Source organism: Paenibacillus stellifer (assembly GCF_000758685.1).
GTDB classification, from domain to species: Bacteria; Bacillota; Bacilli; order Paenibacillales; family Paenibacillaceae; genus Paenibacillus_AQ; species Paenibacillus_AQ stellifer.
Window position 1 is genome coordinate 2,950,992 of the sequence record NZ_CP009286.1, and the last position, 13,806, is coordinate 2,964,797.

Here is a 13,806-nt window from a genome sequence, read left to right on the forward strand (position 1 = left end):
CGGTCAGCATTGGCTGTTTTGAATTGAAAATAAGTCATGAAAGCTTATTGGCGGCCCGGAATTATCCGGGCTGTCTTTCTTTTAGGTACAGAGACTGGCAGCATGTAAGCAGGGAAGTATGGGGCGGGCATTTCCAGGGCGTGGACATGAAGCATTATGGTACACTAGTGGAACCAGCATCACTCCACGGGCAGCGCGCCCGCCGAAAGACAGAGGAGAATGGAAATGACTGAAACAACCCACAGCTCTCGGATTACCGAGCCGCTCATTAAGTCGTTATGCGGCATAAGCTCCTATCGAAAAGGCGAATCCATGCGGCGTGCCGGGAAGGTGACCCTGTCCTTGTTGGAAGCAGGAGTCGACGGACTTCGCTATGAGGCCGCCATCAAAGACAATGGCGTCTGCCGGGCCGCCGTTCATATCGAGCCGGGCGGTCAGGTGACTGCCGAATGCGCCTGCTCCATCGGCTTCGCATTTGATCAATACTGCAAGCATGTGGCTGCGGCGCTGCTGCAGATCATGGTGCTTCAGCGTTTTGAAGAGGAAGAGACGGAGGAGCGTCTGCCGCAGGAGTCACCGAATAACGGAAGCATGCCGTCTGAAGGAAATCCGCAGCTTGTGAACCGGGTTCTGGAGCTGTTCGGCAGACAAGCATCGTCCCGCACAGGCCCCAGAGCCTTGTTCGAATCCAGGGAACTCCTGACGGCTGAAGTTACGATTACTCCTTTTCCGCTTGGCGTAAGGAGGAATTTGCTCGGCGCCGAACTGAGAATCGGCCCGGACAGACGATATGCCGTGAATGATATCCGGGAGTTTCTGACCCGGTATGAACAGGGACAGGCGTATGCCTGTTCCAGACATTTTGCGTATGAACCGGATTTGCACTGCTTCTCTCCCGAAGTCGATGCTTTCCTGCGACGGCTTATTGAGGTAAGACGAAGCGAGAAACTGCAGCGCGAAGCGGCGGGCGCTTTCTACACGGGGGAAATCAACGAACCGCGAAGACTGACGATCCCTCCATACGCCTGGCCGGCTGTCAGCACAGCGCTCGGGCAGCTTCCGTTCGTTCAGGTGCAGCATGATGAGTTAAGCTTCGATGGATTTGATTGCTCCGAAGATGTGCTGCCGCTCCGGTTCCAGTTTGATCAGGAGGAGAATGAAGGCATTTCGCTTGCCGTGCATGGGCTTCAGACGTTAAGAATGCTGGAGGAATACGGCATGGCACTAGTGGAGGGCCGTTTCTACAGGTTAAAACCGGAGGATTGCGCAAGACTTGCAGGGCTGCAGCGTATTTTCACCGGAGATGCGTATGGAACTGGAAATCTCAACATAGCCCCGCGCGAGGCCGAGCCCTTTATGGAACGGGTCGTACCCGGCCTGATGAAGCTCGGAGAGGTCCGGATTGCCAAGAGTGTCTCCGACCGGATGGTTCAATCCCCGCTTAACGCGAGAATTTATCTGGACCGGGTTAGCGAAAGGCTGCTTGCCGGTCTGGAGTTTCAATACGGCGATATTGTAATCAATCCATTGGAGCAGGAAGGTTCGCGCGGCGCAGACACGCGCATTCTGATCCGGGAAGGGGAGAAGGAGGCGCGCATCCTGGAGCTGATGGAGACTGCCGGATTTGCCCGGACCGAGAGCGGATTTTTCATGCAGGATGAGGAACTGGAGTATGATTTTCTGAAATCAGTTATGCCCCGGCTGGAACAGCTGGCGAAGATATACGCCACTTCGGCTGTCAAAACCCGCCTGTTCTCCGGCTACTCCCCACCCAAACTTTCGGCTAATCTGGACGGACGCACGAACTGGCTTGAATTCCGGTTTCAGATGGATGGGATTCCGGAATCGGAAATCCGCGGCATCATCGAATCGCTCAGCGAGAAGCGCAGATACCATAAATTGTCGAACGGGGCCTTGCTCCCGATGGAGGATGAGGAGTATCAGGAGATTATCCGGTTTCTGAACGAGGTTGCCCTGCCGAAGGGTGAAATCATCGGTTCGCGGTTTCGCCTGCCTGTGGCTCGTGCCCTGCATCTGATCGAAGATAGCGGCCGGGAGCGGGGAGGCTCCATCAGCCTCGGCAAGCCGCTGCGCCTGCTGCTGGAACGGCTCCGCAATCCCGACCTTCTCGATCATCCGGTTCCGGAGACTCTTGCCCCGGTTCTGCGCGATTACCAGCATTTCGGCTTCCAATGGCTGAAGACTTTGGCGCAGTACGGCTTCGGCGGCATTCTTGCCGACGACATGGGACTTGGCAAGACAGTTCAGAGCATTGCCTTTCTGGTCTCCGTGCTGCCCGAAATCCGGGCGAGAAAGCAGCCGGCGCTCATCGTATCGCCGGCATCGCTTATGTACAACTGGCTCAGCGAGCTGCGCCGGTTCGCGCCGGACATCCGTACGGCGGTTGCGGACGGCACGCCGGCCGAGCGGAGCGCCGTACTCAAGGAGGCCGGCAGCGTTGACGCCATCATCGTCTCCTATCCGCTGCTGAGACGGGATATCGCCCGCTATTCGAAGCTGACTTTTCATACGCTGATCCTGGACGAGGCCCAGGCGTTCAAGAACTACACGACTCAGACAGCGAAGGCGGTAAAGTCGCTTCGGGCCGAATGCCGGTTCGCGCTGACCGGAACACCGGTCGAGAATTCGCTGGAAGAGCTGTGGTCGATCTATGATGCCGTATTTCCCGGCCTGTTCCCCGACCGCCGTGCATTCGGGGAGTTCAAGCGAGATGAAGTATCCAGGCGGGCCCGTCCGTTCTTGCTGCGCCGGATGAAGCGTGACGTGCTCCAGGAACTGCCGGAGAAGATCGATTCGGTGCAGGTGTCCGAGCTGCTGCCGGAGCAGAAGAAGCTGTACACAGCCTATCTGGCCAAGCTCCGGCAGGAGACGTTGAAGCATCTGGACAGCAATGATTACCATCAGAGCCGTATCAAGATTCTGGCCGGTCTGACCCGGCTTCGGCAGATCTGCTGTCATCCGGGCTTATTCATCGAGGACTACAGCGGACACTCTGCCAAGCTCGAGCAGCTCCTGCAGATTGTAGAGGATTGCCGAAACGCGGGCAGACGTCCGCTGATCTTCTCCCAGTTCACGGAGATGCTGGGCCTGATCAGCCGTGAGCTGGTAACCCGGGGTATTCCGTTCTTCTACCTGGACGGCAATACCCCGGCTCGGGAGCGGACGGAGTTGTGCAGCCGATTCAACGATGGGGAGCGCGAGCTCTTCCTCATTTCCCTTAAAGCTGGAGGTACTGGCCTAAACCTGACGGGAGCCGACACGGTCATTCTGTATGATTTATGGTGGAATCCCGCAGTGGAGCAGCAGGCCGAGGACCGCGCGCACCGCATTGGCCAGAAGAAAGTCGTGCAAGTCATCCGCCTGGTCGCGCAGGGAACCGTTGAAGAGAAGATGTTCGAGCTTCAGCAGAAGAAAAAGACGCTGATTGACGAGGTCGTCAAATCCGGCGGAGAATCGCTAACCTCCTTGACGGAGCAGGAGATCCGAGAACTGCTGTCCGTATAAACGCATCAGGACTGACGCTTTCTGCTTGCTGATCTGCGCTTTTAGGTGGACAGAAGGGTGATGACCAGCAGTTCGTAGAGAACGAGGGTCAGGATCAGCTCATCGTTGCTGTAGGGCATGCCGAAAAATGCGCGATGGCCGCTTGGGTTGCGGACAGCCAGGTGAAGCAGCCCTCTCTCGCAGCTTACGATTCTGCCCACAAAGATCTGGCCGTCAATCGTTTCGATTCGGACAATCCGGTTGGAGTATTGGCGGCATAATTGGTGAAGATTGCTGCGTATGGCCTTGACGTTCTGGACGGAGGGGCCGTCCGCCTGATACAGAACCTTGCCCATTTGTGTTGATTGCACAGGCTGATAACTCATATCCTTCACTGCCTTTCTCGCGCTTATGATGAATCTGTACTACGGTACGTAGGTCGATGACCCGATGATTGTGCTTATGCCTAGACATAGGATGAAAAAAGCAGCTTGCGGCGAGACGCAAGCTGCTCTTTGGCTTGATAAGCGGTATGGATTCTGGATAAGAGGTATGGACCCGAATATAAGCTCAGCTCGTGCAAGCAGACAGGCAGATGTTCACTTGTTGACATCCCACAGCTCCGGTGATAGGATAAAAATCAATCATTTTAAATTATAACTAAATTTGTTGGTTTTGTCGGTAATTCAACTGGCCATTGACCATTCCCATGGAGATGTGTGCTTGATTTCCCACGCAAGTCCGTACTTGTACGGTATGCGGGAGAGAGAGCATGCGTCTTTTTTTATTTGATGCGGGAGAGTTGGGGGCAAATCCGGTGAGCCGGCAGAACGGGGAGAGGAAGAAGGAGGGGCTGTCATGACGAAGAGCTTGAATCTCACACTGAACGCGGATGTGCTTGTCATTGGGGGCGGACCCGCCGGAGCCTGGGCTGCGCGCAGCGCGGCCGAAAGGGGAGCTAAGGTGGTGCTGGTCGACAAAGGTTATTTAGGCTCAAGCGGCGCTACTGCGCCCGGAGGAACGAATCTGCTGTACCTGCCTCCGGATCAGGAGCTTCGGGAGCAGGCCGTACAGCACCGGCTGAAGATTGGAGGAGGACTGGCGGAAGCGGGATGGATTCATCGTGTGCTTGATCAGGTCTACATCAATCTTGAACTCGTCGAGAAATGGGAATACCCGTTCGTGCGTGACGAGAACGGTGTTCCGCAGCGTGACCATCTGCAGGGACCGGAATATATGCGGCTCATGCGGAAGATGGTCAAGAGAGCAGGCGTTAAGGTTCTGGATCAGGCTCCGGCTCTGGAACTGCTGCTTGATGGATACGGTGTAGGCGGAGCCAGAGGCGTTCTTCGTCAGGAGAACCGGGACTGGGAGGTCCGCGCGAATGCGGTCATTATCGCTACAGGGGGCTGCGCTTTTCTCAGCAAAGGACTTGGCTGCAATGTATTGACCAGAGATGGTTATCTCATGGGCGGAGAGGCGGGAGCCGAGCTGTCCGGCATGGAATTCTCCAGAAGATACGCTCCCAGCCCCGCCTTCGGCTCCAATACCCGGTCAAGATTACTGGGGTGGGCAACGTATTACGACCAGCATGGGAATGAGCTAGGCGGCCGGCGCGGCGAGGATTTTCTGGCGGAGCAAATGCTGAAGGGGCCGGTATACGCCATTATGAACAAGGCAGATACGCCGGAGAAGCAGGCGATTCTGCGTTCCTCCCATGCGATATTCTTCCTTCCATATGACCGGGCGGGGATCGATGTCTTCAAGGAGCCGTTCCCTCTGACGCTCCGATATGAGGGAACGGTAAGAGGAACCGGAGGCCTGCGGATCGTCACGGACGATTGCGGCACCACCGTTCCTGGGCTGTATGCAGCCGGCGATGCGGCAACCCGTGAGCGAGTGACGGGTGCCGCTTCGGGCGGCGGCGCATTTAACGCCTCCTGGGCGATCTGCTCCGGAACCTGGGCCGGTGAAGGGGCGGCTGCTTACGCCGCGTCAGGCAGATTCAACGCTTCGATCCGCAATCTGCGCCCGGCAGGCCGATACGGCTTGTCCCCGGGAGAGGGAGCCTCTTCGGACGAAGTCCGCAAGAGCGGTGCAACGCCGACTCGTGAACTGGTGAAGCGAATACAGGATCAGGTATTCCCGCTCAAGATCAACTACTTCCGCTCGGAGCGCGGGTTGACGCAAGCGCTGGCGAAGCTGAACGAGCTGTGGCCCGAGGTCAATCATCAGATCGTGTCCAATGTGCATGACCGTCTTCACGCGCGAGAAGCCGCTTCTATGGCGGCGACAGCCAGATGGATGTACACGGCGGCTCTCGCCCGGAAGGAGAGAAGGGGAGAGGGACTTCATGTCCTGCAGGAGTATCCGGATGCGGACCCTGAACAACAGCATCGGCTGCTGGTATCCGGTCTGGAGGAAATCCGTGTTGGAACAGATCGTTCCTTTCTGGCACCTGCCAGCTTCAATTCAAAATCGGTTCATAGTCAGGAGGCGGCGGTAAAATGATTGAACTGGTCAGCTCGGAACGCTGCATTGGCTGCAATTTATGTGTAAAGGTGTGCCCTACCAACGTCTTTGACCGGACGGATCAAGAGCCGGTAATCGCCCTGCAGGAGGATTGCCAGACCTGCTTCATCTGCGAAGCGTACTGTCCTGCCGATGCGCTGTACGTTACACCGTATACAGACGAGGTGATCGGCGTACAAGAAGAGGATTTGGCCGAGCGTCAGCTGCTTGGGAGCTGGAGAGCAACGATTGGTTGGGCTCCCGGCCAGATCAAGCTGGCGGCCCGCGACCAGACGGCCTTCATCGACCGGATTCTGCCCCCTCGGACAGAGAAGCCGGCGGGCGTGTCGGATGTCAGGGGGATCAGAGGGAGATAGTAGTCGCTGCCTCGAAGCAACGCACACAGACTGAGGCAGCGCCATCAGTCGTATTCGCTCACACAGCGCGGATGTATCAAATTGTACAAAAGCAATCAAGGAACAGCGTAGTTCGGCAGGCTGCCGGTTATCTGTTCCGTGACGTTATGTGAGCTTACTGCACCGCTGGACCAGCGACGGGGTTGGCTTGCGCTGCCGGTCTGCTCTAATGAAAATGCCGCCTCGGCCGAGGCGGCATTTTCTTGTACGAATTGGGATTGAGAATATCATTATTCGAAGCTTAAGCAGCATTGATGATGCGGCTGAAGTCTTCGCAAGCGAACTTTACGCTTCCTGTACGACCGCCTTCTTCAAGGCCACCGGTTTCTTGCTCTGCTTGATGAAGAAGCTCAGCAGCAGGCCGATCAACCCGATGCCGATGATAACCAGGTAGGCATTGTTGATGCCCTGAATCGAGGCTTCCATAACCATATGTTCCTGCGAAGCGCCCTTTCCGCTGCCGGATGTCATCATTTCCATGAAATGCGTTTTGGTCCGGCTTGTCATGACGGTGACTAACAGGGAAGTGCCGACCGCACCCGCCACCTGCCGGATCGTATTGGAGATCGCGGTTCCGTGGGCGTTAAGCTTCGAAGGGAGCTGGTTGAGACCTGCTGTCTGAATCGGCATCATCAGGAGAGCCATGCCGATCCGGCGGCCCGTCGACATCAGCACCAGATAGGTGTAACTGGTTGAGTCGGTCAAATTAATGAAGCCGAGAGTGGTGGTGATCGTAATGATCATACCGATGACCGCCAGCCACTTGGCTCCGAAGCGGTCAAACAGCCTGCCGGTAACCGGCATCAGCACACCCATCACAAGCGCGCCGGGAAGCAGCAGAAGTCCGGATTCCAGGGCCGTGTAACCTCTGGCATTCTGGAGATAGAGCGGCAGCAGCATCATATCTGCGTACATGACCATCGTAACCGCGACATTGATCAGCGTTGTCAGGGAGAACATGTTGTACTTGAATGCCCGAACCGATCGTGGAGAGGATAACGCTCAGGATATCGATCCTGGTCGCAACTTTCTCGGATACGTTTCTAAGGTAGACAAACCCGCATACAATAACCAGAAGGGCAAGCGGAATCATCCCGTAGAACATCGTCTCCCAGGCATAATTCTCCAGAATGTAGCCTGCAAGCGTCGGTCCGATTGCCGGTGCGAAAATAATAGCCAAACCGACCATCCCCATGGCGGCGCCTCTTTTTTCAGGAGGGAAGAGGGTCAGAATAACATTCGTCAGCAGCGGCATGATGATGCCTGCTCCGGCCGCTTGAATCATCCGGCCCGTAAGCAGCGCCGGGAAGCTGGATGCGAAGGCGGATACTAGAGTACCCGCCAGAAAGATCAGCATGGAAGCCTGGAACAGCTGCCTTGTCGTAAAACGCTGCATGAAATAAGCGGTGATCGGAATCAATACACCGTTAACCAGCATATAGCCTGTGGTCAGCCACTGGGCGGTTGTTGCTGAAATGTCGAAATCAACCATCAGCTTGGGAACGGCAACGCTCATAATCGTTTGGTTCAGCGTTGCAAGAAAAGCGCCCAAAATCATAATGAATAGAATTGGCCCTTTCTTGATGCCGTCAGTTGTTTTTTCTCTTTGTCCACTCAAACCGCTCCATCCTTTCGTATCTCTCTCTTGTTTAATTTACACTGTGTTGTATAATAAACGTGGCATAAACTAGAGTACTCCGGTGGCCTTAATCTGACAAGCGACAGTTTCGCCGGAAATGTTGAGTAGACGACAGAGTTATCCAATGTGTAAAAGAAGCGGCACATATCCTACAAAAATCAAAAGATTGTAGTCCGTAAAAAGGAGAATAAGAATGGAGTCCCCCAAAAATTCAACAGATCCCCGGATTTTACGAACTCGCCAGCTGATTCGCGAAGCTTTCATCGAGCTTCTGCAAGAAATGGATATCGAGAAAATCACCATCAACCGTATCGCTGAGCGGGCGACGATCAACCGGGTCACCTTTTATCTGCATTACAAAGATATTGTGGACTTAATGGACAAGATGGCGGATGAGATGATCTGTCATCTTGAGGGAATTCTGAAGCAGGAGCGGCAATCGCTTGATGCAGCCTCGTCAGACGACTGGACGGCATTGGTTCGACTGCTTGAGCATATCGCGAAACACAGCAAGTTCTACAAGGTCGTGTTGGCGTCCAGACGAACGCCGGTCTTTACAGAGCGTCTCTTGCGGCTTCTGTCGGAATTGGTTACTGAGAGAATGGAACAGAGCGGAGCCGAAGAGTCGTTACAAAATGCCGGCATTCAGAGGGATATCGCCATTTGGTACCATTCATCAGCCTTGATCGGATTAATTGTTTCTTGGCTCCGTAAAGATACGCCATATTCAGCGCATTTTCTGGCCGACCAATACAACCGGCTTCGTTCCCAAATCAAAAGCAAATAAACGGCAAAATGAAATAATTAAATTTTTGACTTGATTATCTGTTAAATATACTGTAACTTAAATAACGTAAGTACATGCAGAAACATAAGAGGGAGAGAGAATCATGTCCAAAGTATTATTTCTGAAAGCTAACAACCGCTCCATCGAGCAGTCGGTTACCGTAAAAATGTACGACGCATTCGTAAATGCATACAGAGCTTCCCATCCAGACGATCAAATCACAGAGCTGAATTTGTTCGACGCGAACCTGCCTTATTATGACGAGCAAATGATGACCGGCCTGTATAAGCTTGCCAATGGTTATGAAGCAACTGCTGACGAGCAGCGTCTGGCGGATCTGGCCAATACTTACCTGGATCAATTCCTCGGAGCCGATAAGGTCGTTATCGCATTCCCGCTCTGGAACTTCACCATTCCGGCGCAGCTGCTGACTTATTTCTTCTATCTGAACCAGGCAGGCAAAACATTCAAGTACACGGAACAAGGTCCGGTCGGACTTGTCGGTGACAAGAAGGTTGCTCTGCTGCAAGCCCGCGGCGGTGTATACTCCGTTGCTCCAATGGATGGACTTGAAATGTCCCTGAACTATGTGAAGAACACACTGGGCTTCTGGGGCATCCAAAATCCGGAGGTCGTCGTGATCGAAGGACACAACCAGTTCCCTGACCGTTCGCAGAGCATCATCAGCGAAGGCCTTGCCGAAGTTACGGCTCTGGCCAACCGTTTCTAATCGTCCCGATCTTTCTAAGGAGGAACCATTGCGGTTCCTCTTTTTAGTTTCTGTGGAGCATAGGCTCGAGAAGATCACCAACGGAGCTTATTGCATTTGAATGGTAAAAAAACATATACTATCATTGACCGTGCGAGGCGCGGTTATTTTTGTTCCGGCGCAGCTTTCGGAGCCCGGCATCACTGGTATGAACAGGCTCCAATTGAACTGGATGACCATCGCGGGAGGACTTATGAACAAGACAGGTAGATCTGCGGGCGAACAAGCCATCTGGATCAGTCTTATAAGCAATATGTTTTTAACGGGCATAAAAATTGCAGTCGGCGCTCTGGCGGGAAGCCAAGTCTTGGTCGCCGACGGCGTACATAATGCGGGCGATGTGATCGCAACGATTGCGGCGCTTGCGTCCACCAAAGTTGCGAACAGGCCCAAGGACGAGAGCCATATGTACGGACATGGCAAGGCTGAAGTCATCGGCTCTGCCATCGTAGCCGTGATCATGATTATCGCGGCGTTCTTCATCGCCTATCATGCCGTGCTTTCAATCTCCCACCCGGCCTCGAAGCCCAGTCTGATCGCCCTTATCGCTGCGGCTGTATCCCTGATCTGGAAGCAGTGGCTGTATATATATTGCAATCGCCTTGGACGCTCCATTAAGAGCAAAAGCCTTATGGCAACAGCCCATGATCATCTTGCCGACGTGTATGCGTCAATCGCGGCGGTTGCCGGAATCGGGCTGGCTCTGATCGGCAGTTGGCTCGACATCGCCGTTCTGAGCTATGGCGATCCCGTTGCCGGCATTATCGTTTCCTATTTTGTTATCCGCCTGGCTTATCATATGGGCAAGGATGCCATCGACATTCTGATGGAGAAGTCGGTTTCGGTTGAACAAATCCGGGACTATGAGGCGCTCATCCTTACTGTCCCCGAGGTGAAGCGTATCGACCGACTCCGGGCCAGAGAATTCGGACAATATATCATGCTGGATGTGCGCGTCGGAATACCGGCCCAGTTGACGATCCAGGAAGGGCATGACATTATCCGCAAAATCAAGGCAGCTATCATGCATGAGAACGCCGATGTTGAGGAAGTGCTGGTACATTTGAATCCCTGGTATGAGAATGAACAACCGGAGGGCACTAAGCATGAAGGAGCGAAGCCGGATGGCATGAATCCGGAGGCTTAAATGAAGGATCAGATATCCATCACCAATATCGTCGTTCGGATGGGCAAAATACCAAACACCAACAAACCGTTAAGCCAAATTGTGGCCTAACGGTTTGTTGGTGTTTATAGGTTGTTGAAGTTCTTCATTAATTAATACGCAGCAACAAGAAGGAGAGCGAGCAGGGATACGGCAAACACCGTGTAATCCGCCGCTCTGAAACGATACAGGCGGATGGGAGTGCGTCCTGATTCTCCCTGGTAGCAGCGTGATTCCATCGCCACAGCCAGATCCTTCCACGCAGAATCGACATGACGAACAGCGGCATCAGCATCGGAAGGACGCCGCCAAACCTCGTGATGACCACTCCGCGTTGAAATCCGCCGCCCCGGGCCAGCTGGGATTTGCGAATTTTATCAAATTCCTCTACGAGAATGGGAAGAAACTGACCCAGAGAACGGTAATTCCCTGTTCCCGGTTCATCTTGTGAAGGAGATCAAATAGGGAGCGGCGGGACTGGAGATCCAGGCCGGCCGTCGGCTCGTCTAGAATCAGCACCCCGGGCTCCAGCACCACAACTCCTGCAATGGCCGCCCGCCGCTTCTCACCGCCGCTGAGCTCGAAAGGACTGCGGTCCTTAAACTCGTCATAATCGAGCCGGACAGCCTCCATCGCCCGCCGCACCTTGGCTTCAACCTCGCCCGAGGCCAGCTTCGCTGCCCGAAGTCCGAAAGCGATATCTTCATATACCGTGTTCGCAAACAGCTGATGCTCGGGATATTGAAAAATAAACCCGACCTTGTCGAACAGCTCGGCACTTTTTGTGAGATGAGGATTTCTTCCGTCAAGCTCAACACTTCCAAGCGAAGGGGCGATAAAGCCCTTTACGAGCTGAAGAAAAGTGGATTTGCCGGAGCCGGATCGCCCGGCCAGAGCAAGCATCTCGCCTTTGTTAATGGTCACCCCGATATCGGTCAGGACGAATGGAGGGGCTGCCGGTTTTCTTCTTCGCGCTTTGCTGTATGAGAAACTGATGTCGTTTAATTCGATTTGCATAGCAGTCTCCTTAATTCCTGAATGTCCGGAGCCGAAGATACCTTGACGCCCTGAAGGCGCAGCCGCTCACCCAATAGGCGGGAATAAGGCAGTTCAAGACCGCAATCCGATAAACGCTCTGGGTCTGTGGCGAGCTCATCGGGAGTGCCGGAAGCGGCAATTTCGCCTTCGCGGAAAATGACCCAACGGTCGGCATCCATGACCTCATCCATATGATGCGTGATGTAGATCAAGGTGAAGGGGTGTTTACTTCTGACCTCATGCAGCGTCTCCACAAATTGTCTTCGGGCTGCCGGGTCCAGCATGGAGGTGGCTTCATCCAGGATCAGATAACTAGGCGCCAATGCAAGAACAGCCGCCAGCGCCAGCTTCTGCTTCTCGCCACCCGACAGGCCGCTGACCGGCCGGTCTTCGGGAGCCTTTAGCCCGACAAGACGGATCGCCCAGGCGATTCGGTCTGACATCTCCTCATGCGGCCAGCCGATGTTGGACAGTCCGAACGCGATATCCTCGAAGGCAGTCAAACCGACCTGCTGGTTCTCAGGATTCTGGAACACAATTTGCACCAATCGGCGGATAGAAGGGATGGCTGCCGGATCTTCTGTTGAGAGGCCGTCGACGATCACCTCTCCCGCAGATGGTGTCTCGATGCCGTTAAGCAGGCGGGTAAGGGACGATTTGCCGGAACCATTGCGCCCGAGCAGGGCGATAAATTCACCGGAGTCGATATCCAGCGACACATTGGATAATGCCGGCTTGCGGCCGGCATTATCATCCTCGCTGAATATCTGATAATCAAAGCTGACCTCATGAATACGAATCATGAGCGATCGCCTTCTTTCGGAGATTTGTCCGTATGGACGGGACCGAATACACTCCCCGGATCTTCGGGATCGCAGGAGGGGCTGCCGGAGATGCCAAGACCTCCGACTATGGTGTAACCATGATCCTGATAAGTCTTCAACTGCTCCACGACCGGAAGCAGGATATTACGGTTGTGGCTGCGGAACTCGGGCGTGTCGTATTCCTCCACTGTCATAGGCGGACGCTCCGGTCCGAGAAAGGTGAATTCAGGGCAGGGCAGCTGATAGATCCCGTACCCCTGCTCGTAAGTCCAGTCGACTGCCGCTTTCATTATGCCGGGACTGCGAGCTTCGCCCTCCACGACTGCGTTCTGGTTAACGACGCAGTGTGAGGCGACGATGATTTTTTTACTACGCTGCATTGGAGCTGCGCTTCTTCGAGTTGGTTCTTCTGATGATGGATTGCGGCAGATTCTTCACAACATAATAGACAAGCAGGGCGGACAGGATTTTGTCGATCAGATTCTCACCAAGACGCGGAAGGAATGCCGCTGCGAACAGACTGGTTCCGGCCTGCTTCAACCACAGAACCGCGACGTCCTGGACGCCTCCCGTCAATCCGCCGAACAATCCGATCGCGATAACAGAACCGACAGCAGGGCATAGAACGCCGAGAATAATGCCGGAGATCAGCGCAGAAGAGAAGCGATATCCGTTCTTACGCGAAGCGTATCCGACGACGAGACCGACGATGATATTGACAAGTGCAAAGGGAATGGCGGTATAACCGGAGGTTACACCGAGAACGAGGTTGGTCAGAAGGCCAACGACCGCACCCCACAGCGGACCGAAGATCGCGGCGATAAAGATCGTGCCGACCGTGTCCAGAAACAAAAAGGGGATTTTCAGATTGCTTACGAGAGTGCTTGCTATCACGTTGATCGCGACGGCCAGCGCACCGAGAGTAATGACTTGAGTTCTTGGGTTCATTTTTTTCTCCTCCTGAATGTTGAATCCTGATTTTCAAAACTACACCAAGTTGTTAACTCAAGCCCCCCTTTGTACATAACGAGCGCCGGACTTCATATGTCTCACGCTTCAGACGAATCAATTACCGAGTTTGTTAATTGGTATAGTTGTATTTAATTTTAAATACAAACTTCTCACTGTTAATGTCAGATATTTCTAAATTGAA

At 54.1% G+C, this 13,806-nt stretch carries 11 protein-coding genes and 1 pseudogene; 6 read left to right on the forward strand and 6 right to left on the reverse strand.

Translation table 11 applies throughout. The annotated features are described in order from the left end of the window. Nucleotides 1-225 precede the first annotated feature (225 nt). Entirely contained in the window at nucleotides 226-3,525 is a 3,300-nt protein-coding gene (locus tag PSTEL_RS13525; RefSeq protein ID WP_038696045.1) for a DEAD/DEAH box helicase, read from the forward strand. Between the two features lie 41 nt (nucleotides 3,526-3,566). Here PSTEL_RS13525 and PSTEL_RS13530 read toward each other — a convergent pair whose 3' ends face one another. After that, on the reverse strand, nucleotides 3,567-3,875 hold the full coding sequence (locus PSTEL_RS13530) for a hypothetical protein (RefSeq protein WP_156995871.1): 309 nt from the start codon (nucleotides 3,873-3,875) through the stop codon (nucleotides 3,567-3,569). A gap of 487 nt (nucleotides 3,876-4,362) precedes the next feature. Between PSTEL_RS13530 and PSTEL_RS13535 the strand changes: the two genes are divergently transcribed. Both PSTEL_RS13535 and PSTEL_RS13540 read left to right on the forward strand, forming a co-directional pair. Continuing rightward, on the forward strand, nucleotides 4,363-6,015 hold the full coding sequence (locus tag PSTEL_RS13535; RefSeq protein ID WP_052098452.1) for an FAD-dependent oxidoreductase: 1,653 nt from the start codon (nucleotides 4,363-4,365) through the stop codon (nucleotides 6,013-6,015). Then, nucleotides 6,012-6,392, forward strand: a complete 381-nt coding sequence (locus PSTEL_RS13540; RefSeq protein ID WP_038696049.1) for a 4Fe-4S dicluster domain-containing protein — start codon at nucleotides 6,012-6,014, stop codon at nucleotides 6,390-6,392. The genes PSTEL_RS13535 and PSTEL_RS13540 overlap by 4 nt, the downstream gene beginning before the upstream one ends. Before the next feature lie 324 nt (nucleotides 6,393-6,716). Here the strand turns inward: PSTEL_RS13540 and PSTEL_RS13545 are convergent. Further along, nucleotides 6,717-8,049, reverse strand: a pseudogene (locus tag PSTEL_RS13545) (MDR family MFS transporter). Nucleotides 8,050-8,263: 214 nt separating this feature from the next. Here PSTEL_RS13545 and PSTEL_RS13550 point away from each other — a divergent pair. The 3 genes from PSTEL_RS13550 to PSTEL_RS13560 all read left to right on the forward strand — a co-directional run bounded on the left by PSTEL_RS13550 (nucleotide 8,264) and on the right by PSTEL_RS13560 (nucleotide 10,773). After that, complete coding sequence (locus tag PSTEL_RS13550; protein WP_038696051.1) at nucleotides 8,264-8,857, forward strand: TetR/AcrR family transcriptional regulator; 594 nt, start codon at nucleotides 8,264-8,266, stop codon at nucleotides 8,855-8,857. Nucleotides 8,858-8,960: 103 nt separating this feature from the next. Beyond that, on the forward strand, nucleotides 8,961-9,587 hold the full coding sequence (locus PSTEL_RS13555) for an FMN-dependent NADH-azoreductase (RefSeq protein WP_038696054.1): 627 nt from the start codon (nucleotides 8,961-8,963) through the stop codon (nucleotides 9,585-9,587). A gap of 187 nt (nucleotides 9,588-9,774) precedes the next feature. After that, nucleotides 9,775-10,773, forward strand: a complete 999-nt coding sequence (locus PSTEL_RS13560; RefSeq protein WP_342666499.1) for a cation diffusion facilitator family transporter — start codon at nucleotides 9,775-9,777, stop codon at nucleotides 10,771-10,773. A 405-nt stretch (nucleotides 10,774-11,178) separates the two neighbouring features. On the opposite strand, the gene PSTEL_RS13565 is transcribed toward PSTEL_RS13560, so the two are convergent. From PSTEL_RS13565 to PSTEL_RS13580, 4 genes are read right to left on the reverse strand one after another with little or no spacing between them, the layout of a single operon-like run. Next, entirely contained in the window at nucleotides 11,179-11,808 is a 630-nt protein-coding gene (locus PSTEL_RS13565) for an ATP-binding cassette domain-containing protein (RefSeq protein ID WP_084065068.1), read from the reverse strand. Continuing rightward, nucleotides 11,793-12,632, reverse strand: a complete 840-nt coding sequence (locus PSTEL_RS13570; RefSeq protein ID WP_038696058.1) for an ATP-binding cassette domain-containing protein — start codon at nucleotides 12,630-12,632, stop codon at nucleotides 11,793-11,795. Before PSTEL_RS13570 ends, PSTEL_RS13565 begins: the two co-directional genes overlap by 16 nt. Then, on the reverse strand, nucleotides 12,629-13,033 hold the full coding sequence (locus tag PSTEL_RS13575) for a CD3072 family TudS-related putative desulfidase (RefSeq protein WP_245624950.1): 405 nt from the start codon (nucleotides 13,031-13,033) through the stop codon (nucleotides 12,629-12,631). Before PSTEL_RS13575 ends, PSTEL_RS13570 begins: the two co-directional genes overlap by 4 nt. Continuing rightward, nucleotides 13,023-13,601, reverse strand: a complete 579-nt coding sequence (locus tag PSTEL_RS13580; RefSeq protein WP_038696060.1) for a CD3073 family putative ECF transporter S component — start codon at nucleotides 13,599-13,601, stop codon at nucleotides 13,023-13,025. Before PSTEL_RS13580 ends, PSTEL_RS13575 begins: the two co-directional genes overlap by 11 nt. Nucleotides 13,602-13,806: the final 205 nt, after the last annotated feature.

Coding starts and splice junctions, on each gene's coding strand:
- PSTEL_RS13560 (WP_342666499.1), top strand. CDS start 9,775: ATGAACAGGCTCCAATTGAACTGGATGACCATCGCGGGAGGACTTATG.
- PSTEL_RS13525 (WP_038696045.1), top strand. CDS start 226: ATGACTGAAACAACCCACAGCTCTCGGATTACCGAGCCGCTCATTAAG.
- PSTEL_RS13535 (WP_052098452.1), top strand. CDS start 4,363: ATGACGAAGAGCTTGAATCTCACACTGAACGCGGATGTGCTTGTCATT.
- PSTEL_RS13580 (WP_038696060.1), bottom strand. CDS start 13,601: ATGAACCCAAGAACTCAAGTCATTACTCTCGGTGCGCTGGCCGTCGCG.
- PSTEL_RS13555 (WP_038696054.1), top strand. CDS start 8,961: ATGTCCAAAGTATTATTTCTGAAAGCTAACAACCGCTCCATCGAGCAG.
- PSTEL_RS13565 (WP_084065068.1), bottom strand. CDS start 11,808: ATGCAAATCGAATTAAACGACATCAGTTTCTCATACAGCAAAGCGCGA.
- PSTEL_RS13570 (WP_038696058.1), bottom strand. CDS start 12,632: ATGATTCGTATTCATGAGGTCAGCTTTGATTATCAGATATTCAGCGAG.
- PSTEL_RS13575 (WP_245624950.1), bottom strand. CDS start 13,033: ATGCAGCGTAGTAAAAAAATCATCGTCGCCTCACACTGCGTCGTTAAC.
- PSTEL_RS13550 (WP_038696051.1), top strand. CDS start 8,264: ATGGAGTCCCCCAAAAATTCAACAGATCCCCGGATTTTACGAACTCGC.
- PSTEL_RS13540 (WP_038696049.1), top strand. CDS start 6,012: ATGATTGAACTGGTCAGCTCGGAACGCTGCATTGGCTGCAATTTATGT.